The 20292-nt window shown below is 45.5% G+C and carries 18 protein-coding genes; 10 read left to right on the forward strand and 8 right to left on the reverse strand.

The window, feature by feature from the left end:
• The 3 genes from ACLVWU_RS09615 to ACLVWU_RS09625 are packed head-to-tail and all read left to right on the forward strand — an operon-like array spanning position 1 to position 3142.
• Positions 1–780 carry an outer membrane beta-barrel domain-containing protein gene (locus ACLVWU_RS09615; protein ID WP_413574472.1) on the forward strand — a complete coding sequence of 260 codons (780 nt, stop codon included), beginning with the start codon at positions 1–3 and terminating at the stop codon, positions 778–780.
• Positions 777–1844, forward strand: coding sequence for a hypothetical protein (locus ACLVWU_RS09620; protein WP_413574473.1), 1068 nt, complete (start codon positions 777–779; stop codon positions 1842–1844). Before ACLVWU_RS09615 ends, ACLVWU_RS09620 begins: the two co-directional genes overlap by 4 nt.
• Complete coding sequence (locus tag ACLVWU_RS09625) at positions 1841–3142, forward strand: hypothetical protein (RefSeq protein WP_413574474.1); 1302 nt, start codon at positions 1841–1843, stop codon at positions 3140–3142. The genes ACLVWU_RS09620 and ACLVWU_RS09625 overlap by 4 nt, the downstream gene beginning before the upstream one ends.
• On the opposite strand, the gene ACLVWU_RS09630 is transcribed toward ACLVWU_RS09625, so the two are convergent.
• Together ACLVWU_RS09630 and ACLVWU_RS09635 are read right to left on the reverse strand one after the other, a co-directional pair.
• Complete coding sequence (locus tag ACLVWU_RS09630; RefSeq protein ID WP_413574475.1) at positions 3139–3864, reverse strand: substrate-binding periplasmic protein; 726 nt, start codon at positions 3862–3864, stop codon at positions 3139–3141. The two genes, ACLVWU_RS09625 and ACLVWU_RS09630, sit on opposite strands and share 4 nt — an antisense overlap.
• 57 nt (positions 3865–3921) lie before the next feature.
• Positions 3922–4677: an MnmC family methyltransferase gene (locus tag ACLVWU_RS09635; protein ID WP_413574476.1), complete on the reverse strand. Its 756-nt coding sequence runs from the start codon at positions 4675–4677 to the stop codon at positions 3922–3924.
• Positions 4678–4729: 52 nt separating this feature from the next.
• Between ACLVWU_RS09635 and ACLVWU_RS09640 the strand changes: the two genes are divergently transcribed.
• The 4 genes from ACLVWU_RS09640 to ACLVWU_RS09655 all read left to right on the forward strand — a co-directional run bounded on the left by ACLVWU_RS09640 (position 4730) and on the right by ACLVWU_RS09655 (position 10700).
• Positions 4730–5737 (forward strand): TIGR01212 family radical SAM protein, encoded by a 1008-nt coding sequence (locus tag ACLVWU_RS09640; protein WP_413574477.1) that lies wholly within the window; start codon positions 4730–4732, stop codon positions 5735–5737.
• 489 nt (positions 5738–6226) lie between these two features.
• The gene (locus tag ACLVWU_RS09645; protein WP_413574478.1) at positions 6227–8650 is read left to right on the forward strand and encodes a ribonucleoside-diphosphate reductase subunit alpha; all 2424 of its coding nucleotides are present in this window, start codon (positions 6227–6229) and stop codon (positions 8648–8650) included.
• Positions 8651–8746: 96 nt separating this feature from the next.
• The gene (locus ACLVWU_RS09650) at positions 8747–9745 is read left to right on the forward strand and encodes a ribonucleotide-diphosphate reductase subunit beta (RefSeq protein ID WP_413574479.1); all 999 of its coding nucleotides are present in this window, start codon (positions 8747–8749) and stop codon (positions 9743–9745) included.
• A gap of 31 nt (positions 9746–9776) precedes the next feature.
• The gene (locus ACLVWU_RS09655) at positions 9777–10700 is read left to right on the forward strand and encodes a hypothetical protein (RefSeq protein WP_413574480.1); all 924 of its coding nucleotides are present in this window, start codon (positions 9777–9779) and stop codon (positions 10698–10700) included.
• Here ACLVWU_RS09655 and ACLVWU_RS09660 read toward each other — a convergent pair.
• From ACLVWU_RS09660 to ACLVWU_RS09685, 6 genes are read right to left on the reverse strand one after another with little or no spacing between them, the layout of a single operon-like run.
• A complete protein-coding gene (locus ACLVWU_RS09660) occupies positions 10684–11175 on the reverse strand; it encodes a hypothetical protein (RefSeq protein ID WP_413574481.1) in 492 nt (163 codons plus the stop codon). The genes ACLVWU_RS09655 and ACLVWU_RS09660 overlap by 17 nt on opposite strands.
• 50 nt (positions 11176–11225) lie before the next feature.
• On the reverse strand, positions 11226–12143 hold the full coding sequence (locus ACLVWU_RS09665) for an HTTM domain-containing protein (protein WP_413574482.1): 918 nt from the start codon (positions 12141–12143) through the stop codon (positions 11226–11228).
• Entirely contained in the window at positions 12140–12700 is a 561-nt protein-coding gene (locus ACLVWU_RS09670) for a hypothetical protein (protein ID WP_413574483.1), read from the reverse strand. Before ACLVWU_RS09670 ends, ACLVWU_RS09665 begins: the two co-directional genes overlap by 4 nt.
• Positions 12675–14201, reverse strand: a complete 1527-nt coding sequence (gene scpB, locus ACLVWU_RS09675; RefSeq protein ID WP_413574484.1) for an SMC-Scp complex subunit ScpB — start codon at positions 14199–14201, stop codon at positions 12675–12677. Before scpB ends, ACLVWU_RS09670 begins: the two co-directional genes overlap by 26 nt.
• A gap of 2 nt (positions 14202–14203) precedes the next feature.
• Entirely contained in the window at positions 14204–15412 is a 1209-nt protein-coding gene (locus ACLVWU_RS09680) for a segregation/condensation protein A (RefSeq protein WP_413574485.1), read from the reverse strand.
• Between the two features lie 48 nt (positions 15413–15460).
• Entirely contained in the window at positions 15461–16126 is a 666-nt protein-coding gene (locus tag ACLVWU_RS09685) for a site-2 protease family protein (protein ID WP_413574486.1), read from the reverse strand.
• 191 nt (positions 16127–16317) lie between these two features.
• Here ACLVWU_RS09685 and ACLVWU_RS09690 point away from each other — a divergent pair, with 191 nt between their 5' ends.
• The 3 genes from ACLVWU_RS09690 to ACLVWU_RS09700 are packed head-to-tail and all read left to right on the forward strand — an operon-like array spanning position 16318 to position 20217.
• Positions 16318–17484, forward strand: a complete 1167-nt coding sequence (locus ACLVWU_RS09690; RefSeq protein WP_413574487.1) for an acyl-CoA dehydrogenase — start codon at positions 16318–16320, stop codon at positions 17482–17484.
• A 25-nt stretch (positions 17485–17509) separates the two neighbouring features.
• A complete protein-coding gene (locus ACLVWU_RS09695; RefSeq protein WP_413574488.1) occupies positions 17510–19000 on the forward strand; it encodes an ABC transporter substrate-binding protein in 1491 nt (496 codons plus the stop codon).
• Between the two features lie 11 nt (positions 19001–19011).
• Positions 19012–20217: an EAL domain-containing protein gene (locus tag ACLVWU_RS09700; protein WP_413574489.1), complete on the forward strand. Its 1206-nt coding sequence runs from the start codon at positions 19012–19014 to the stop codon at positions 20215–20217.
• The last annotated feature ends 75 nt before the right edge of the window (positions 20218–20292 follow it).

The following is a 20292-nucleotide window of genomic DNA, read 5'->3' on the forward strand; positions in this document are numbered from 1 at the left end:
ATGAAAAACTTTAAACTTCTTTCTGCAACTGTTTTGTTAATCGCACTTTGCTCGCAAAATTCCTTCGCAGCCCCTAAAAAGACGGCGCCAAGAAAAGCGACTCCGGTACAGACGCAAGCCCCTGTTGATAACTCTGATATCACTGCTGATATCGATTCCTTGGGTGGCAATGAAAAGCTTATGAACATGGCCCAAAACATCAAGGCTGAAAGCCGTTCCCGTATCGTTCAGGATCGTATCGTCGACAGACGCAACCGTCTTGAAGTTGGTGTGAACTACGGTATGAACTTTGGTGGCGACGCTTATACTAAAACTCAGGCTTTGGGAGTTGCAGCTGATTTCCACATCACGCCACGCTGGTCATTGGGTGCAAGATACTATGACTTCGGGAACTCTTTGACTCCAGAAGGTAAACGTATCTTTGAACAAGCTAAAGCTAACTACGCAGCTGGTGGCCGCGCTTATGCAGTGGACATCGACTACCCGGAAAATGCAGTGATGGCAGTTCTTAACTGGTACCCAGTCTATGGTAAAACAAGCTTCATGGATATCGGTGTTACTCAGTTCGATATGTACCTTTTGGGTGGCGGTGGTCAAATCACTCTATCCAGCGGTTCAACGGCTGTTTACACTGCAGGTCTTGGTATCGGTGCGTGGATCAACAAACATCTGACTGCTCGCGCAGAAATTCGTTATATGAACTACGAGGATCAACCAGTGACTGGCGCACGTAGCATGAACGTGGTGACTGGTAATGTTGGTTTTGGATGGATGCTATGATTTCCAAAAAGTCGATCGTCTCTCAACTCCTAATGGTCACGGCTTTAAGTGTTGGTCACAACGCTTTGGCTGCTGAGCGTTTCTCAGTGGAAGCCTGGGGGCAATCCCTTCAGTCCTCTTTGAAAGAGAAATCCGGCAAAAAGACTTTGGAGCTGCTGGACTTAAAAAAGTTAGAAAATGACGTGATCGTTTCTAAAGCTGATGCCAGCATGAAACAAAAGATCAAAAAAGCCCGTGAGTTGTTTGCTCAGGGGAAATACAACCAATCCCTGGCTCTTTATAACCAAATCCCACGTGGTTCTGACTACTGGTTCCAGGTTGTAGAGGAAAAGGGCTGGTCTTACTTCCGTCAAAATGATTCTGAAAAGGCTTTGGCGCAATCCAAAACGTTAATCAGTCCTCAATTTGCAGAAGTGGTGAACTCTGAGGCTTACCTGCTTCAGTCTTTATCTGAACTTAAAATCTGTGACTATAAATCTGTGTTTAAAACAACTCAGATGTTCAAAGAAAAGCAACGCGACCGTATCGCTGCGGTTCAAGCTTTGTCCAAGGAAGGTTTTAACGAATCTTTCCTGAACGTTCTAAAAAAAGCGGACAAGTTCCCTTTGCAAGCCACTGAAGTAGGCGAGTCTTTGCTGAAACTTCCAGTTCTTTACTACAAGGACGTGGAACTTCAAAAACAAATGCTTCGCTTTAAAGTGAGCCAAAAGGGCATGGAAGTACTGGCTGCGAATAATACGCAATTCACTTTGCAAACTCAGTTGGACCGTATCAATGAGGATGCCTTCCACAGAATGAAATTGCGCTTAAAAGTTTTGGCAGCCAGCGAAACTGCTGACAATAAGCGTGTTATCGGCAAATTGAATCTGGTGGAAGTTGAAGCTATTCAACGCGTTCATACGGACCAGGACCTTCATGACTCCGCTTTCACGAAAAACGAATTTAAGAAAACCAACTCTGATCAGTTGGTGTTTAAAGACGACGGCCGTCCTTGGATTGATGAATTGGACAAATACGACGTTGTATCCAAGTCTTGTGCTCAAAATGTTAGGAGAAAAATGTGAAACCACTGTTAGCTCTTTGCATTTACCTTTCTGCTTTCCTGTTACTTACGGCTTGCGCTCAGGAGTCCGGAACTCTGATTGCTCAAAAAACGCTGGTGGATGAAAAGGCTGAACTTCCGGTTTTTCCTGAAGTCCAACAGCCTGTTCAAGACCCCTTGCCGGTTTATCCGGAAGTCGCAAAACAACAGTTCACATGGATCACTGAAGACGGTGGTCAAAGTCAGCTTGATTTCAACCCTCGCGTAGACATCTTGTTTGTTACTGACAACTCTGATTCAATGAAATCTGCCCAAGCGAACTTGATTAAGAACTTGAATCGCTTCACGAATGGTATCTCGAACAATAAAATGATCGATTACCACATTGGTGTGATATCAACTTGGGATCAAAAATGGGAAAACCCAGAATCCAAAAAAGCTGATGAATACAAAGCTGGCGAGCTTCGCTTTGTCAAAACAACGGCTGGTACTGAAACAAAAGAACGTTTCGTAACGAAAAAAGATCCTGCGGCGGTATTGGCGACAACATTGAAAATCGGTGTCGTGGCTCTTAAAGACGGCGGTCCGGAGAATGAAGAATTCTTCTCTCCCCTGACTGCGGCTTTGGAGAAAAGCGGCCGTGGCGCTGCGAATGAAGGCTTCTTCCGTGAAGACGCTCAATTGGTTGTGATTTTCCTAACGGATGCTGACGATGCTTCCAACCGCATCAGCCCGGAACAGATGGCACAAACGTTGGTGGACTTTAAAGGTGGTCGTCAGGATAAAGTGTCTGTGTACGGTGTCTTGGTAGATGCGGGAGATGCAGACCAATATAAAGACTGGGCCCTACGTGTTCACCCGACTTACCACCCTGAATGCTTTGTCGGTCAAAAGAACAATGGTAAATGTTCTGGTTTCGGTCCAGAACGTCTGGAGCAATTGATTGTTGCTGCAAATACGGGTTCTGGAAATCCAAAACAAATCCGTGACCAGTTCATCATGAGCATCGTTTCACCAAATTTCGGCGCAGAGTTGGGCCGCATGGGTGATTCGATCACGGTTAAGACTTTGGAAAAGCAAATTTACCTAAGCCAGATTCCACGCGTTGATGACGCTGGCCAATTGATGTTGCGTGTTCGCTACGGCACTCCAGAAGTGCTTGCGCAAGGTAAAGGTCAATTGATTCCGAAAAAATTGAATGGTGGTTGGAATTACAATCCAAGTTCAAACTCGGTAAAACTGTCTGGCGATATCAAGTACCAATACACCGAAGGCGCACGATTCGCTGTGGACCTGGTACCAGTCCCACTTGCCAACTAATTAGTCTTTTTGATTGCAGAAGGTTCTCCAAATTTCAGAACCTTCTGTAAACTTCCGTCTTCCTGCATTTTCGTCAATGCAGAATTAAATTCCTTCAAAAGAACCCGGCCCTCTTCATCATTTCTGAAAGCATAATAACAATTCTGACTTGAGACTGGACTATCCTTATTATAGGAGATGTCTTTGGATCGACTGAGCTCCAAAGCACGCAAACCAGAGCGCTCCTCGACGATAAAGGCATCAATGATCCCCTCGGACAAGCGACGCATGTTGGTTATATCGTCATCAGCGTAACTGAATTTAATCTTGGTATCACCCTGAATTTCAGGTGGATAATGATAACGGAATGTCAGACCTACTTTTTTGCCTCTTAAATCTTTAAGCGTCTTAAATGCACTGCCACTGCGATAAAAGATATAGTTTGTGCGTACGTAAAAAGGAATTGAACGAAGCGCATCCTTCGGCGTGGAATTATCCATGCCCGGAAAGTATCCCGACGCGAGACCATTGAAAAACTCAAGCTTGGCCTGATTGGATTTCACAACATCGACTTTGAATTTTACCGAAACACGATTAGCGATTTCATGTGTCAGATTCAAAAACAGTCCGTCACTTCTCCCCTCCACCATCAAAGGAATAGGAAAAGTCACCAGACGAACTTCTTTGGCTGAAGCAGTGGTCAATAACAACGTGATTAATGAATACAGAAGAAGAGATTTCATTGCTGATATCAGTTAACTCACAAGCCGAATCTGGTGCAAACAAATTATGTTTGTTGATTATAAATCAATCCAGCCCCTCACTCCTAAAGTCGAGCCGCGTTTCGAGAAAAATCCCTCGCGTTCAATGACTTGAAAGCCATGATTCTTCAATGCTCTTTTCAGAGTTCCCTTCACCGCGTATGTCGAGAGCGAACACTGCGAACTCGCGGCTTCAGAAAGGAGTCGGTTCAGAAAGACTTCATCCCAGAGGTGAGGATGGGTTTTGGAACTGTAAGCATCATAGAAGAAACCGTGATATCGGGAAACGAATTCGGTATTCTCACCTAAAGGTCCCTGAACATCCTTCACTGTTTCAAAATGATTTCTTAAGAAGGACTTTAACTCTTTGTCTGAAATCGAGTTCTCGCTAAGAACATGCTTTAAAACCTGATCATAAACATCTGCCACTTCAATTGGCAAATTCCCGCCACGGTCGTGGAGCCACTCAATAAAGAACTCACTCAATTCGGGAATCGACTCATAACTGGTGATGAGTCCCACAGAGGCATTCTTCTTTATTGCCTCCCTGGCAATGTTCATTTCAATATAACCAAGCCCCAGTCCGACAACCATAAAATGAGGATCTTTGACTTTTCCCAGTACGTCAGCTGCAACATTCCCATATAAATGTGTCGTTTCCGTGCTGGCACCGCCGGAGTGATGCATGGACTCACCGAATTCTTTGGAAGGATCCAAAGATTGTAATAAGCGCAGTGTCGGGCTTTGATCCTTCGTGATTTCGATCTCAAACCCTAGATCTTGCCATGATTTCATTGGTTTATGCTCAATCATTGACTTCCCGCAAAATAGCACCCATAAACGCCCTATGGAAAAAGGCTGGTTGGGACTTCCCTATCACACTATCAGTGAACACTACAATCATCTCTTTGGTGAGAAGGTCTACAAGATCCCGGTCACCGTGGTGGATAATTGCCCCAACCGTATGGGTTTGAAGGGTATGCAGACCTGCGTATTTTGTGATGTTTGGGGATCTGCCGCCAACGCTGAAGCCATGACCATGGAGCTTCGTGCGCAAATTGAAAAATACCATGCGCACATTGCCCACAAATACAAAGCCAAGGCTTTTTTGATTTACTTCCAGGCGTATACCAACACCTTTACCAAGGTTTCAGCTCTTAGAAACAACTTCGACATTGCGCTTTCCTACCCTTGGGTCAAAGGCTTCACCCTGGGTACCCGTCCTGATTGCCTTTCCAAGGCCGTTTTAGATTTGTGGAACGAGTACAACGAAAAATCCTTTGTAGCTGTCGAAATGGGTGTGCAGAGCTTCTTCAACGATGAACTGGAGTTCATGCGTCGCGGTCACACTGCGGAAGCCGCCATAGAGGCCATTCACAAGATCGCGCAGAATACGAATGTGGATCTGGGCATCCACTTGATTTTTGGAAGCCCCGGCGAAACTGACGAACGCATTGTTCGGACGGCAGAGATTGTAAATACACTGCCTATTACTAACGTAAAACTTCACAACCTGCATGTTCTTAAAAACACTCCGCTGGAGGAGATCTATCACCGTGGAGAGTTCTCTCCGATAGATCAGGATACCTACACGCGCCGAGTGGAATTGTTCCTGCAGCATTTATCACCACGCTTTGCCCTGCACCGTCTTGCAGCTTATTCCTCTCGCTGGGATGAGTTGGTGGCGCCGGATTGGACGAAAAACAAAATGGGCACGCACCAGGCGATTATTGATCACTTGCGCGCACACGGGTCTTACCAATCTCAGTTTTTTAAAGCTGGCAGCGATACTGATTTGGCTGCGCAGGCAGTTTTGCTAAAAAAATCTCGCCGCATGGACGCATCGCTTTGCTGAAATTCTGCACAATTTAAGTTCCTGTAAGATCACGACAGGGAAATTTCAGGCTGGAGTGCTTAAAATCGCCTTTTAAGGCCTAGACCTTAGTTTTACCCTCGGAGATCTACTGTTTTTGCCACTCTTTTTCGCAGGACAGATGAGTCAATCCTAAGAATAAATCTGCTTAAATGATGAGCAACGTCAGAAAAAAGTTGGCGTTATTTTAAAAAATACTCTTGCAACTTCCCAGAAAGAATTACAAAGTTGAATTGAGATCGATACCCGCCTTATTGATGAGGCACCCGGGACCAACCCCTAGATATAGGGGTACAACAGGGAGGTAGTAGACGTTTTTGCAAATGCAAAACAGACCTGCAGCTAAGGATTAGCAACTCAGTCTCAACCAATCTACATCATTATATAGAACCAACGTCGGGCTTTGCGAGGGGCAAAGTGTGGCGGGGGATTTTTTTGCCCAAAAGGAACTGGGCAGAGGGGATTTGCATCATGTTGGAAACAACAGCTCACATCATGAGAGTTAAGAAGAGAGACGGAACTCTTGAAGCAGTCGACGTAACGAAGATCGTTGAACGTGTGACTCGTAATTGCCAAGGTCTGACTCAAGTAGACCCACTTCGTGTGGCGACTAAAGCTATCAGTGGTTTGTATGATGGCGCGACAACGAATGAATTGGATAATCTTTGTATCTCTACAGCTTCATTGTTGATCGGCGAAGAGCCTGAGTATTCCCGTCTGGCGGCTCGTCTATTGAGCACTTACGTGGACGAAGAAGTTCGCTCTCAAAAAATCCAATCTTTCGCTGACTCTGTAAACTTCGGCTTCCAAGCAGGCTTGCTGTCTGAAGACACGAAAAACTTTGTTGATGCAAACAAAGCAGCACTTTGCGCGGCTATCGAGCCTTACCGCACAGACCGTTTTGAATACTTCGGTTTGAGAACTGTTTACGATCGCTATTTGTTGAAAAACCCAACTTCACGCCAGGTGTTTGAAACACCTCAATATTTCTTTATGCGTGTGGCTTGTGGTTTGGCTCAATCTGTCGACGAAGCTATCGAATTCTATCGCTTGATCTCTTCTCACGATTACATGGCTTCTACGCCAACATTGTTCAACTCTGGTACTTTGCGCCCTCAGATGTCTTCTTGCTATCTTTTGGATTCTCCAACAGATGATTTGGAAGCTATCTACAAAAAGTATACAGACATCGCTTTGCTTTCTAAATTTGCAGGCGGCATTGGTGTAGCTTACTCTCGTATCCGCTCTCGTGGTTCCCTGATCAAAGGAACAAATGGTCACTCGAACGGTATCATCCCTTGGTTGAAAACTATGGACTCTTCGGTGTCTGCGGTAAATCAAGGTGGTAAACGTAAAGGTGCGGCGTGCGTATATCTTGAAACTTGGCATGCTGATATCGAGGAGTTCCTTGAGCTTCGCGATAACACAGGTGACGAAGCTAAACGTACTCACAACCTGAACCTGGCAAACTGGGTTCCAGATTTATTCATGAAACGTGTTGAAGCTGATGCGATGTGGTCTTTGTTTGACCCGCGCGTTGTTCCTCACTTCGTAGACACTTATGGTCCAGAATTCGACGCTGCTTTCGAAAAAGCGGAGTCTGAAAAACTATACACAAAACAGATCAAAGCTCGTGACCTATACTCTCGCATGATGAAAACTCTTGCGCAGACTGGTAACGGCTGGATGACATTCAAAGATGCTTCCAACATGAAAGCCAACCAAACTGGTGAAGCTGGCAATGTGATCCATCTTTCTAACTTGTGCACAGAAATCCTTGAAGTCACTTCAAACTCTGAAACAGCAGTTTGTAATCTAGGTTCTGTAAACTTGGGTCGTCACGTGGAAAACGGTCAATTTAACTTCGACAAACTGGCGAAATCTGTTCGCACAGCTGTGAAGTACCTGGACCGCGTTGTTGATATCAACTTCTACCCTATCGATACTGCTAAAGACTCCAATCACAAATGGCGTCCAGTTGGTTTGGGTGTGATGGGCCTTCAAGATGCCTTCTTCTTGTTGAAGTTGCCTTTTGATTCCCAAGCGGCTCGTGATTTGTCTGCTAAAATCCAGGAAGAGATCTACTACAACGCTCTTTTGACTTCTTGTGAGTTGGCTGAAAAACACGGACCTCACGGTGCTTACGAACAAACTCGCGCAGCAAAAGGTTTGTTGCAATACGACCTTTGGGGTGTGACTCCTTCTCAACCAGAGCGTTTCAACGCTTTGAAAGCGAAGATCAAACAGCACGGTTTGCGCAACTCTTTGTTGATCGCAATCGCTCCAACAGCAACTATCGCTTCTATCGTAGGTTGCTACGAAGCGATCGAGCCTCAAGTTTCAAACTTGTTCAAACGTGAAACACTTTCTGGTGAATTCATGCAGATCAATAAGTACTTGGTGCAAGATCTTAAAGCGATCGGCCTTTGGACTGAAGACATGCGTAATGAAATCAAATTGAACGACGGCTCCATTGATGAAATCACTGCGATCCCTCCTCAATTGAAAGAATTGTACCGCACTGTTTGGGAAGTTCCGATGAAGTCATTGATCGAAATGGCTGCAGACCGTGGCGCTTACATTGACCAGGCTCAATCTTTGAACCTGTTCATGGAAAGCCCGACAATCGGTAAAGTTTCTTCTATGTACATGTATGCTTGGAAAAAAGGCGTGAAAACGACTTATTACCTTCGCTCTCGTCCAGCAACTAAGATTGCAAAAACGACTGTGAAATCTTCCAACAACGGTATGGGTATGACGACAGCTGCTGCAAACTCTATGGATGCAGCTCCGGTAGCAACTCAGGAAGCCGCTGCTCCTAAGAAGGAATACACGGATTCAGAAGTGATCGCTTGCTCTTTGGAAAACCCAGAAGCTTGCGAGGCATGCCAATAGCCTCCTACGCCAAGGCTACGGCGGCCAAGGGCTACCGTAGCGGGCAAGCCCGCCGAAGCTTTAGCGAAGGCGGGACTCTCTTAAAAAGGAATTTTTATGATTTTAGATCCAGGCTTTAACTTAACTCTTCGTCCAATGAAGTACCCGACTATGTACGAAATGTACAAAAACGGCATTAAGAACACATGGACTGTGGATGAAATTGATTTCTCTACGGACCTTGTGGACCTTCATTCAAAAATGACTCCGGCTGAAAGACATTTGATCTCTCGTCTGGTGGCGTTCTTTGCGACGGGTGATTCTATCGTTGGTAACAACCTTGTATTGAACCTGTACAAACATGTGAACTCGCCCGAAGGCCGCATGTACTTGTCTCGCCAACTTTACGAAGAGGCATTGCACGTTCAGTTCTATCTGACACTTTTGGATTCTTACATTCCAAATCCAGATGAACGCGCAGAAGCTTTTTCTGCGATTGAAAACATCCCTTCCATCAAAAAGAAAGCGGACTTCTGCTTTAAGTGGATCGACTCTATCAATGAGTTGAACGAACTTAAAACCAAAGAAGACCGTCGTCGTTTCCTGATGAATTTGATCTGCTTCGCAACTTGCGTTGAAGGTTTGTTCTTCTATGCAGCGTTTGCTTATGTATACTTCTTGCGCTCCAAAGGTTTGTTGCAAGGTCTTGCATCCGGCACAAACTGGGTATTCCGTGATGAATCCATGCACATGGCTTTCGCTATTGAAGTGATCAAAACTGCTCGCCAAGAGGAGCCAGATCTTTTCAATTCCCAAATGGAAGACATGGTTGTGCAAATGCTTGAAGACGCCATCGAGTGTGAGATGGAATTTGCCAATGACGTTCTGCAATTGGGTGTTGCGGGTCTTTCACCAAAAGACATGCGCCAGTATCTTGAATACTGTGCAGACCAACGCCTTGAAAGCTTGAACATTGCTCCACGCTACAACGTGAAAAATCCGTTCGGCTTCATGGAGCTTCAGGACATGCAAGAACTTGCAAACTTCTTCGAAAGACGTGTTTCTGCTTACCAAACTGGTATCAGCGGCTCGGTAGCCTTCGATGAGGCGTTCTAGTTTACTTTGGGTTTTACTATTCTTAGTATGTATGGGGGTGGGTTTCCTGCACGGGTACCTGCCCCAAGGCATTTCCCGGGACTACATCCTGCGCCCCACCAAGGTGCGCATCCTGATCACCGATGAGTCTTTGTTTCCGAAAAGTATTCAGCAGGAACTGGAAAACAATCTTCGTATCAAATTTGAAGTCACTGTCACCCGGGATTGGAATTCCATTCAGGCCAAAGTCATTGCTACACCAGCGCAAGATATTTTACTGCTGCCTTATTACTGGGCCAATACTTTAAACCAACAAAATCTTCTGGCCTCAACGCTGGAAAACACACTGACTGCCAAAATTGCAGCCGACTTCTTGCCACCCGTCAGCTCTACTCGAACAATTTATTTCTATCCACTTTATTGGATGAAAACTGGCTTTAAAACCGTCAATAATGTCAGTTTTGAAGAATTCCTGAAGGACAAAAAAGCGACGACATTGTTTTTACTAAACGATGAAGATCTACTGCTCAAGCATTTCACCATCTGGCAGGACAAGGGTTGGTTGTCCCTTTTACAACAAAAGAAAATCCTGACGTTACCATTGGATCAATTGATCACCAGCGAAAAACGCGAAGGTGCGAGTGAAATGCCGCTAAACGAATCCACCCCTGATCTTACCATCCAGGATGATCTAAGTGCCCTTCTAGTCTGGGGCGCAGCCATCCCGGAGGCTTCTGACAAGAAAGACCTGGCCATGGAGATTTTGCTGGCAATGACCGCAAACTCTTTACAGGAGCAGAACCTGCTAAAAACTCCGTTCAACAGCACTTTGCAGGAGCTAACCAATCCGGCACTGCCGCCACAAAGGCGAGCCACTCATATTCGTGAGTTGAAATTGAAAGGCACAATCCTGATCGATTCAAAGAATCTGGAAGCGCCTAAAAAATTGCGGGATGATTTTAATTTGCTCTTATAACATAGTAGCGGGCATAGCTATTCCCACTGGTCGCAGCCACGCTCTGAGCCGTATAACCAGTCAAAGTTAGCACGATATTATTTGCACCGGCAGCCAAAGCCGTCCCTTGAAGAACGATGTTAAAGCGACCATTGCGGCAAGTTCCATAACCTGTCGCCGTCGTACCAGCCATATCAAACACTAAACCCGCCTGAGGCGTCCCACCGTTTACAGAAACTGTGATTCTGTGAGTAGGATAAGTTGAAGCATAGCAAGCACCACTAAGTTCAACTGCCTTCGTGGTGGCAGCAGATCCCAAATTGTAGGAGTCTGCAACCAATTGAAGTTCATTGGACAGCGGAGCTGTATTCAAACTGTGTGAATCCGGATTAGAGGCATCAGAAGATAAAAGAGAGTTTTCCGACACTGGCGCACAGGACGCCAGCAAAGACATGAACGCGAAGCAGGTCGCGAATCTGGTTAAATCGGATTTCATATTAACTCCCCCGTACCTTAAGGATAAATGAGGGAGCGCCTAAAACTGAATCAATTTCTGGAGAAGTCCAGTTTTGAGACGATTTTTTGCTCTAAAGCGACGGAATTTAGGAACAAGAAATACGTCGAAAGCATTACCGTCGCAAACGGCATTAGCCCCATGAAAATACCAATCCCCAAATGCATCATTAGACCCATAAACAACCAGATATGGCGGCTTTTGTGCCAGATCACCATCGGCGGGAAATAGACTTCAAACAGAATCGTCGTATAACCCAAAACCGGTATCACCCACGGGATTTCGCGCAAGAAAGAAAAATCCATGGTCGTCATCTGCGGATTTGCCAGCACACTCCACAACGCAGTTCCATCCCACCAGCTGGCGCCTTTAAGCTTTTCCCAGCCCGTGTAGGCATAGATCGCCATGATCTGAACCTGCATCATGCGAATCATCATGCTGGATAAGGCATCAGAAGACTTAAACGATTTCTTCTCGCGGAAAAGATTTAAAACACTCAAGCGTTCACAGGAGTTTGTAAAAATCATATAAAATAAAAATAGCGAGCCAATGATATCCGCACCAAAATTCACCGGATAATTGCGATAGATAAACCCAATATTGATAACCCACGCCAACGCCATTAGCAGCCGTCCGCCAACCCCCACTGTCAGCAGCGCAAACAATACCACCAGGACAGTTAACATCGGAGAGTTCGCAGAATCCGGCCAGAAGTTCCAGGCGAACCCCGGACGCCCTAACTCGGGCAAGATCAACAACGCATTACTTTTTGAAACCCAGCTCTTGTCAGTGAAAAACTCCAGATTAAAAAATCTCATGAAACTCATATACAAAAGAGTCCCGCACAGAACGATTCGCATGAACGCCAGCCCCAAAAGATTTTGAGGCGCAAACCAGAAACCGTCCCACAAAGACCAGGCTTTTTTAAGTTGGAAAATCAGATGCTTCATAGACTCTCCTCGTCTCCGGAGCCATCACAACGAACCGAAGCCTTCGCATATCGTCGCTCCTGCGACATATCCAGCAAGTTCACTTCTTTGTTGAAGGCGGCTTCATCCAGAAGAGGCAAAGTTTCCACCACGTGTTCCATATCCACACTCTCCGCACCGGGATACTGTTTGCAAAGCCAAGGTCCAAAGATCTGGCGCAAACGACGCGGATCCATAACCATAAAGCGCATGACAGCCCACTCGCGTTTGCGAGTCAGGGACGTGGTTTTTGTTTCATTTTCTGGGTCAGGATAAGCCGTTATAAGAGGTTCTTTGTAGGAGCCATCCGTTTCCGGTGGGTAATTTACAACGACTTTTAAATACATGGGATGTGCTGGATCTGGGGAAAAGAAATTCCATCCAGCATTGAGCCCCACAAGATTCGCATAGGGCCCGACAAATTTAGAAGCGACTCGCCCAAAGTAAGAACCTACATTGGGCATCACCATCAAAGCTGCAATATTATAAACGATCCAAACACTTGCCAGGATCTTAAGTAACGGCTTCACCTTCGCCATCGATCTCGTCCGCCTCTCCGTAGAACGGTAGTTCATCTTCCTCAGATGACTCCCCTTCCTCACCATCAGCGTGCATTTGATCGTCAGAAGCCATCTCGATATCATCATCATTGTCGAAAGCTTCTTCGGCTGCAGTCAATTCATTTTCTAGCTCGGCGTCGGCAGACATTTCTTCAGTTGCCTCTGTATTTTCAGAGACGCTTGAGTCATCCGCTCCATCCCCGATGGAATTTGCAGAACCGTTTTTCAAGGCAGCCATTTTAGCCGCTGATTCTGCAGCTTTGATTTGCACCAGAGAAGTTCCTGCTGCCAAAGCTTCGTCGTATTTCTTCAACCAGTTTGCATCACGAGTTGGTACCGGCTCGTCCATCGCCAAGGCATCACGGATGTTTTGAGCGCGCTCAAGATCACGTTTTTCAGCCTGACGACGTTTTTCTTCTGCAAAGAAGTCAGAAGACGTCGAAATTTCCTCAAGCTGAGAAGAGATTTTCATCAACTCGTCTTCACCGGAAGAGTAAGAAACAGTATCAACATCAGTTGCCACCAATGAATCCGTGATGGATGCCAATGTCGGTTTTTCTTCCGCCATTTGCTCATCCATACCTTCCGGCAACAATTCATCAATTTGAGAAAGCGTTGGAAGCTCTTTCAAAGATCTTAGGCCGAAGATTTCCAGGAACTTACGAGTCGTACCGTATTGCATAGGGCGACCTGGAAGATCAGATTTGCCTTCAAAGCTTACTAGATTTTTTTCCATCAAGGCGCGCAACAAGTGACCTGATTCCACGCCGCGGATTTCATCCACATCGGATTTCACACATGGCTGTTTGTAAGCCACGATAGAAAGAGTTTCCAAAGCTGGACCAGAAAGCTTGAATTGACGGGCCTTCAATGTGCGCTTTAGGAAATCCATATTGTCGACTTTAGTGCGCAACTGGTAACCACCTGGAACTTCTTCCAAAGTGACACCACGGCGACCACCCGCATACTCAACAGCCAATTGATCAAGAACACGACGAAGTTTGTCGCCCTTGATGTTTGTGCCTTTGAACAAAACCTTCAAAGAAGCCAAAGAAACCGGACGATCAGAGGCAAACAGTACGCTCTCTACGATGCTTTCCAGGCGATCTTCATCAACGAATTCAAGCTCTTCGATGTCTGCTGATTCAAAGCCATCAAGCTCTGTGCCTTCAACAGAAACATCATCTGAATCTTCTTCAGAAGCTTCCATTTCAGCTGCTTCTTCATCAGTAGCATCCGGCAGGAAACCTTCAGACTCTTCCTCTTCCTGAAGGAAAATCGAAGCATCCGCTTCAATTCCATCAAGCTCATTCAGCTCTTCAGAAGTTTCTGCATCATCAGAAGCTTCGATTTCTTCAGCAGCAGCTTCAAATGCGATTTCTTCTGATTCAACTTCAGTTGCTACAGCAACTTCGTTTTCCATCACTTCTGTGTCTAAAACTTCATTATTCTTTTTGGAGTTCTTTTTCTTCTTAGACATTTCTACGCCTCAGCCTCAGTCTTGGGATCAGTATCAATAAATTCTTCAAAAACCAATTCAGCTTCCGTTACTACGTCTTCTGACGCCGCAACCATTTCCGCAGCTATTACAGCCACTTCTTCTGCCATTTCTACAGTCGCCTCAGATTCAGCGATCATTTCTTCAACAGCAGTTTCTGCGAAAAGTTCACCTTCAGCAGCCAGGATTTCATCATCAGAAGCCAGCTCAACGCCACCTTCTGCATTTTCCAGGAAGTCCAGTTCAGCATCCATGCCAGCAATTTCTGCTGTCAGATCAGACATGCCCGTAGTGAAATCCAATGGTGTTTCACCAAAACTCATCTGCGCAGAGGACTCCCCTTGTGGAGTTTCATCCTCAATATCTGCAAGATCTTCAGTTGGATCCGCTTTTTTAGCGTCATCCATCATTTGCTGGGCAATTCTGTCAGCGCCCATAGAGTCGTACTCTTCCACACGTGACAAGACGTCTGTTTCAATTGGTTTTTTAGTATCCACCCAGATGTCAGAGTAAACTTCAGTCTGATAAAGACCCACGAAACCCATTTTTCCAAGCTCAAGCAAAGACAGGAATGTGATCAGCGCCTGACGGGCGCGATCTTCTGTCGCGGTTACCAAGTCCATCATCGTGACTCTTTGACCGACAAAAAGACGGTCTTTGAATTCCAAAATACGACTGGAAATTGATTGCGCCTTGGCCGTCACCTGGTGAATTTTCTTTTTTACGGAACGCAAAACTTTCCGGTACGACGAGATCAACGAAAACAAGGCATTGTCTTCAAGGATGATTTCATCTTCTTTTTCATCCAATTTTTCGCGAGAACCGCGTAACCAGACATCACGTCCTACCAAGGGACGATCGTAAAGAAGTTTCGCAGCTTCCTGATATTTTTGATATTCCAGAAGTTTTTGAACCAGCTCTTTACGTGGATCTTCTTGCTCGATGATTTCGCCATTTTCATTGTACTGTGGCAAAAGCATGCGGGATTTGATTTGGATCAACGTGGAAGCCATGCCGATGAACTCACCTGCCACTTCCAGATCCAGTTCTTTCATCAAACGGATGTAATCAAGGTATTGCTTTGTGATCTCATGGATTTTGATATCCATAATATCCATCTCTTCCTTGCGGATGAGATAAAGCAACAAGCCCAACGGTCCTTCAAACTTGGGCAATTGAACTGTAATACTCATGAAGATGGTCCCCTCTACCAAAACGTGCTGAATGTACGAAATTTCTATTTAAGAAATCCCAAAACCACCCAACGCCAACGTAAGTAAACTTTGTGCACTCCAAAAAACTGGAATTGCCAGGATACGTAAAGCACCTGTCAAAACCAATCCCATCAACACCATACTGGTGATGTGTTCATTTTGTTCCAGTTTATAGTTGATCTGTGCCGGCAAAAATCTTGCGAGCACTTTACCGCCATCCAAAGGATGAAGCGGGATCATATTGAAAAATGCCAAAAACAAATTTGTCAGTAAAAACGCTTTCAGGATTTCGATCATCCCTTTAGCGTAAACCAAGCCGCCGAAGAACTTCGCAACGACGCCAATCAAAATCGCACCCACGATTGCCAACAATATATTGGAAAGAGGCCCCGCCAATGCGATCCAGAACATATCCACCCGGGGATTTTTCAGATTGCGCGTGTTTACGGGAACTGGTTTTGCCCAGCCGAAGAAAATCGGTGTTGCCAATACTATAGATACCAGTGGCAAAATAAGCGTGCCGATCATATCCATATGAACCAAGGGGTTCATGGAAAGGCGGCCCATTTGCTCGGCCGTGTTGTCACCACGAAGGCGCGCAACCCAACCATGCGCGTACTCGTGAAAGCACAACGCAAAGAGGAACGGGATAAAATAAATGCCAATCTTGGCGCCAATTTCTGCAATATCCATATATTTACCTTCAAAGATTAGACGGCAAACCTAGACCCTTGTCTAGTGTGAGACGTCAAATGCACATAATAAGTGCAATCATCATAACACAGCTCGTTAAGAGAAATGCTCTTGTCCGTCCCAGTCCTTGAAAAAAAATAACGAAATCGCTATGGTCTTCGGACTTGTTAATTAACGAACCAGGAGAAAACATGTCTGACGTAACAAATGCACGTCCAGCTTTGACAGTACTATCTGAAGACGAAACGGCCTTCCGCGATGCGGTTCGCGCTTTCGCAGAATCTGAAATCAAACCCCATGTGACACACATGGACGAAAAAGCCGAAATGAACAAAGACATCCTTAAAAAGCTTTTTGAAATGGGCTTGATGGGGATCGAAACTCCTGAAAAGTACGGCGGCGCGGGTTCTACTTTCACAATGGCTTGCTTGGCGGTTGAAGAAATCGGTCGCGTGGACGGATCTGTTTCCGTTCTTGTAGACGTACAAAATACTCTTACAACAAATGCATTCCTTAAATGGGGTACAGAAGCGCAAAAAGAAAAATACTTGGGCGCTATGGCTTCAAAATGGGTTGGCGCTTACGCATTGTCTGAATCTTCATCTGGTTCTGATGCATTCGCATTGAAACTTAAAGCAGAAGATAAAGGCGATAAATGGGTTTTGAACGGTTCAAAACTTTGGATCACAAACGGTAACGAAGCTGATGTATTTATCTGTTTCGCAAACATCGACATGGCTAAAGGCTACAAAGGCATCACGGCGTTCATCGTTGAAAAGTCCTTCAAAGGTTTCAAAGTTGGTAAGAAAGAAGACAAATTGGGCATCCGCGCGTCTTCAACTTGCGAATTGTTGTTTGAAAACTGCGAAGTTCCAAAAGAAAACGTTTTGGGCGAAGTTGGCAAAGGCTACAAAATCGCTATCGAAACATTGAATGAAGGCCGTATCGGTATCGGCGCACAAATGATCGGTATCGCTCAAGGTGCTTATGAAGCCGCTTTGAACTATGTTAAAGGTCGTGAGCAATTCGGCAAACCAATCGCTCATTTCCAAGGTGTTCAATTCCAGTTGGCAGAAATGCGCACTGAATTGGAAGCAGCTCGTTTGATGGTTTACAATGCCGCGCGCTTGAAAGACGCGGGTCTTGATTTCATCGAATCAGCAGCTATGGCAAAACTTTATTCTTCACGTGCAGCTGAAAAGATCACTTCTAAAGCGATCGATTTGTTCGGCGGCAACGGTTTCACTAAAGAATACCCAGTTGAAAAGTTCTGGAGAGATGCAAAAATTGGTCAAATCTACGAAGGTACGACTAACATGCAACTTCAAACGATCGCTAAAATGGAGCTTGATAAGTAATAGCGGGTCACCGCAAAATATTCGGATGAAACGTATTCTTCCGGCATTATTACTTTTAGTTTCGCTTCAATCTCAGGGTGCTGATTCAAAGTCAGCGCCCTTTGTTTTTCGTCTTCATCTGTCGGGCGAACCCACACAGATGGATCCCAATCGCCAGAAGACTTCTGCTTCCAGTTATCTACTTACGAACTTGTTTCGCAACATTTACACCTATGACGACCAAAAAGGTCTGGTTCCGGAACTGGGTTCCTGTTCCCGCGAAAAATCCCCCCAAAAAAATCCAGCTTTGGTCTGTAAGTTAAACAAGAACTTGCAGTGGAGTGATGGCTCACCGCTGACTTCCGCTGATTTTTTAAGAACTTATAAAAAGATGTTAAATCCGAAAATAGCGGCTCCCCGCGCGGACCTGTTATTCAAGATCAAAAACGCCGAAGACATCTACAAAGGTTTGAAAGAACCCGACACCCTGGGAGTCCTGGCAACGGATCCATCTACTTTGCGCTTTGAGTTTCAAGACAAGGCTCCCGATTTTGAATACAACCTTGCCAGCTTTTTGCTTGCGCCAACCAAAGAAGACACCAAGGTCTATTCGGGCCCTTACAAAATTAAGGAATGGCTGCAGGGACAGAAAATCGTTCTTGAACCAAATTTTATGTATCAGGGCGGCCATGCGAAACGCCCGCTAGTTGAGTTCCTATTTATCGAGGAAGACACTGTAGCCCTGCAGTTGTATGAGAAAAACCAATTACATTTACTTCGCCGACTGCCGACTCTTTTTATTCCAAAATCAAAAGCTCGCGCGGACTTTCACTGGATTCCGGTGATCCGATTTGACTATCTGGGATTTGGACCCGAATTGCAGAGCGATGAATCACTTCGTAAAACTTTAACCTATTCACTTAACTACCCGGAACTGCAAAAGCTTTTCTCCGCCAAAGGGCGCCCGGGTTGCGCTGGACTTCCCGATTCGTGGTTTCCCAACAAAGCACCCTGCTTTGATTATGATTTAAAGAAAGTCACCAAAACCAAGAGCACGAAAACTTACACCTTGCTGTTTTCCTCATTAGGGGGCGAAGATCACAAAAGAGCCACCGAGTGGATGCAGGCGCAGTGGTTAAAAAATGCAGGCATCAGCCTGCATCTGGAAACCAAAGAAAACAAAGTCTTCATCAACCAACTGCAGACCGCGCCACCAGCTGTTTTCCGCAAAGGTGTATCCCTGGATCGTCCGACTTGCCTGGCGGCACTGGAAACTTTCAGTTCGCAAAGTGCTGAAAACTATATTCGCCTTAAAGACGCTGATTATGAAAAAATCCTAAGTCAGCTTGGCAGCACGGGAATTTCAAGCGAACAGAAAAAATTATGTCTCACAGGCGTGAAGTTTCTTATGGATCGTCATCTGATCATCCCCATGGGAGCTTTTGATTTCGCGATGTTGATAAAGCCTGATTTTGTTGGTTGGAAATTCAACCAAATGAATCAGCTGGACTTGTCGCAACTGCATCCACGACCTTAAACTAAGTCCATATGAACTTGTTGCCTCAATCCGTGGATATTCTTAAAGATCAGGTCGTTTTTACTGAAGGTGATGGCGGCGACTGCGCCTACATCATTGAAAAAGGCCGCGTGCTTATTTTCATTACCAAGGATCACGAAGAAATCCCGATTTCCATTTTGGGTGAAGGTGAAATTTTTGGCGAAATGTCCTTGATCGACAATCAGGATCGTTCAGCCTCTGTTCGCGCTCTGGAAGATGTGCGCCTAAGTATTGTCACCAAGCAACAACTTTTAGAGCGCATTTCTATGGCTGACACTGTCGTGCAGTTATTGATGCGCGTCCTGCTTAAGCGTCTTCGTCGCAGCACTAACAGCAACACGGGCAGCACTTTAAAAGTCGCCGACCTGCAGATCGAAAGCATGGTTGCCGGTGATGATGGCGCGGCAGAAGCCCTGCAAAAAATTAAAATGGAAAATGACATCTTCCAGGCATTTCAAAACAAAGAGTTTGAACTGTTCTTTCAACCGATCGTCGCTTTAAAAAGTCGCAAGATCATCGGCTGCGAAGCCCTGCTTCGCTGGAAAAGCCCGACTCGCGGCTTGATTTCTCCAAACGTATTCATTGATGTGATTGAAAACTCCTCGATGGTCATCCCCATTGGCCACTGGATCATCAGCGCGGCTTTGAAAGAGCTAAAGATTATTCAGGATCACCTGATTCAAAAAGGCAAAAAGAAAGAAGCCGACGAGTTCATGATGAGCATCAACATCTCGGGCCGTCAGTTCACGCACTCGGATTTCCTGGAAAACCTGGAAGACCTTCGCGAAAAACAGGGCTTGGATGCAAAGAATATCAAGTTGGAAGTTACAGAGCGCGTGATGATGGATGGCGTGCTTGCCTTAGAGACCTTGCATAAATGCCGCCAGCACGGTTATGCGATCTCGATTGATGACTTCGGAACCGGCTTTTCAAGTTTGCAGTATCTGACTCAGATGCCGATCACTTACCTGAAAATTGATCGCTCGTTTGTGATGAAAGTTTTAAGCGATCCAAAATCCAAAGCCGTCGTCAGTGGTATCATTTACCTGGCGCGCGAAATGGATTTCGAAATTATCGCAGAAGGTATCGAGCATCAGGACGAAGCGCTGGTTCTGGAAACCCTGGGTGCCCAGTACGGTCAGGGTTATTTGTTTTCGAAGCCCGTCGATCACTTCGCGTTCATGCAACTCATATAAACTGCATCTCATCGTCTCAAACTGAGATCATGTAATACCATGGTCCAGTAATTCGAAGAATTCTCCAGACAGACT

It is taken from the genome of Bdellovibrio sp. HCB290 (genome assembly GCF_047305925.1).
GTDB lineage: Bacteria > Bdellovibrionota > Bdellovibrionia > Bdellovibrionales > Bdellovibrionaceae > Bdellovibrio.

Bases quoted from the DNA above. Each gene is read 5' to 3' on its own strand.
- ACLVWU_RS09615 (WP_413574472.1), top strand. From the start codon at position 1: ATGAAAAACTTTAAACTTCTTTCTGCAACTGTTTTGTTAATCGCACTT.
- ACLVWU_RS09620 (WP_413574473.1), top strand. From the start codon at position 777: ATGATTTCCAAAAAGTCGATCGTCTCTCAACTCCTAATGGTCACGGCT.
- ACLVWU_RS09630 (WP_413574475.1), bottom strand. From the start codon at position 3,864: ATGAAATCTCTTCTTCTGTATTCATTAATCACGTTGTTATTGACCACT.
- ACLVWU_RS09635 (WP_413574476.1), bottom strand. From the start codon at position 4,677: ATGAAATCATGGCAAGATCTAGGGTTTGAGATCGAAATCACGAAGGAT.
- ACLVWU_RS09640 (WP_413574477.1), top strand. From the start codon at position 4,730: ATGGAAAAAGGCTGGTTGGGACTTCCCTATCACACTATCAGTGAACAC.
- ACLVWU_RS09645 (WP_413574478.1), top strand. From the start codon at position 6,227: ATGTTGGAAACAACAGCTCACATCATGAGAGTTAAGAAGAGAGACGGA.
- ACLVWU_RS09650 (WP_413574479.1), top strand. From the start codon at position 8,747: ATGATTTTAGATCCAGGCTTTAACTTAACTCTTCGTCCAATGAAGTAC.
- ACLVWU_RS09655 (WP_413574480.1), top strand. From the start codon at position 9,777: ATGGGGGTGGGTTTCCTGCACGGGTACCTGCCCCAAGGCATTTCCCGG.
- ACLVWU_RS09660 (WP_413574481.1), bottom strand. From the start codon at position 11,175: ATGAAATCCGATTTAACCAGATTCGCGACCTGCTTCGCGTTCATGTCT.
- ACLVWU_RS09665 (WP_413574482.1), bottom strand. From the start codon at position 12,143: ATGAAGCATCTGATTTTCCAACTTAAAAAAGCCTGGTCTTTGTGGGAC.
- ACLVWU_RS09670 (WP_413574483.1), bottom strand. From the start codon at position 12,700: ATGGCGAAGGTGAAGCCGTTACTTAAGATCCTGGCAAGTGTTTGGATC.
- scpB (WP_413574484.1), bottom strand. From the start codon at position 14,201: ATGTCTAAGAAGAAAAAGAACTCCAAAAAGAATAATGAAGTTTTAGAC.
- ACLVWU_RS09680 (WP_413574485.1), bottom strand. From the start codon at position 15,412: ATGAGTATTACAGTTCAATTGCCCAAGTTTGAAGGACCGTTGGGCTTG.
- ACLVWU_RS09685 (WP_413574486.1), bottom strand. From the start codon at position 16,126: ATGGATATTGCAGAAATTGGCGCCAAGATTGGCATTTATTTTATCCCG.
- ACLVWU_RS09690 (WP_413574487.1), top strand. From the start codon at position 16,318: ATGTCTGACGTAACAAATGCACGTCCAGCTTTGACAGTACTATCTGAA.
- ACLVWU_RS09695 (WP_413574488.1), top strand. From the start codon at position 17,510: ATGAAACGTATTCTTCCGGCATTATTACTTTTAGTTTCGCTTCAATCT.
- ACLVWU_RS09700 (WP_413574489.1), top strand. From the start codon at position 19,012: ATGAACTTGTTGCCTCAATCCGTGGATATTCTTAAAGATCAGGTCGTT.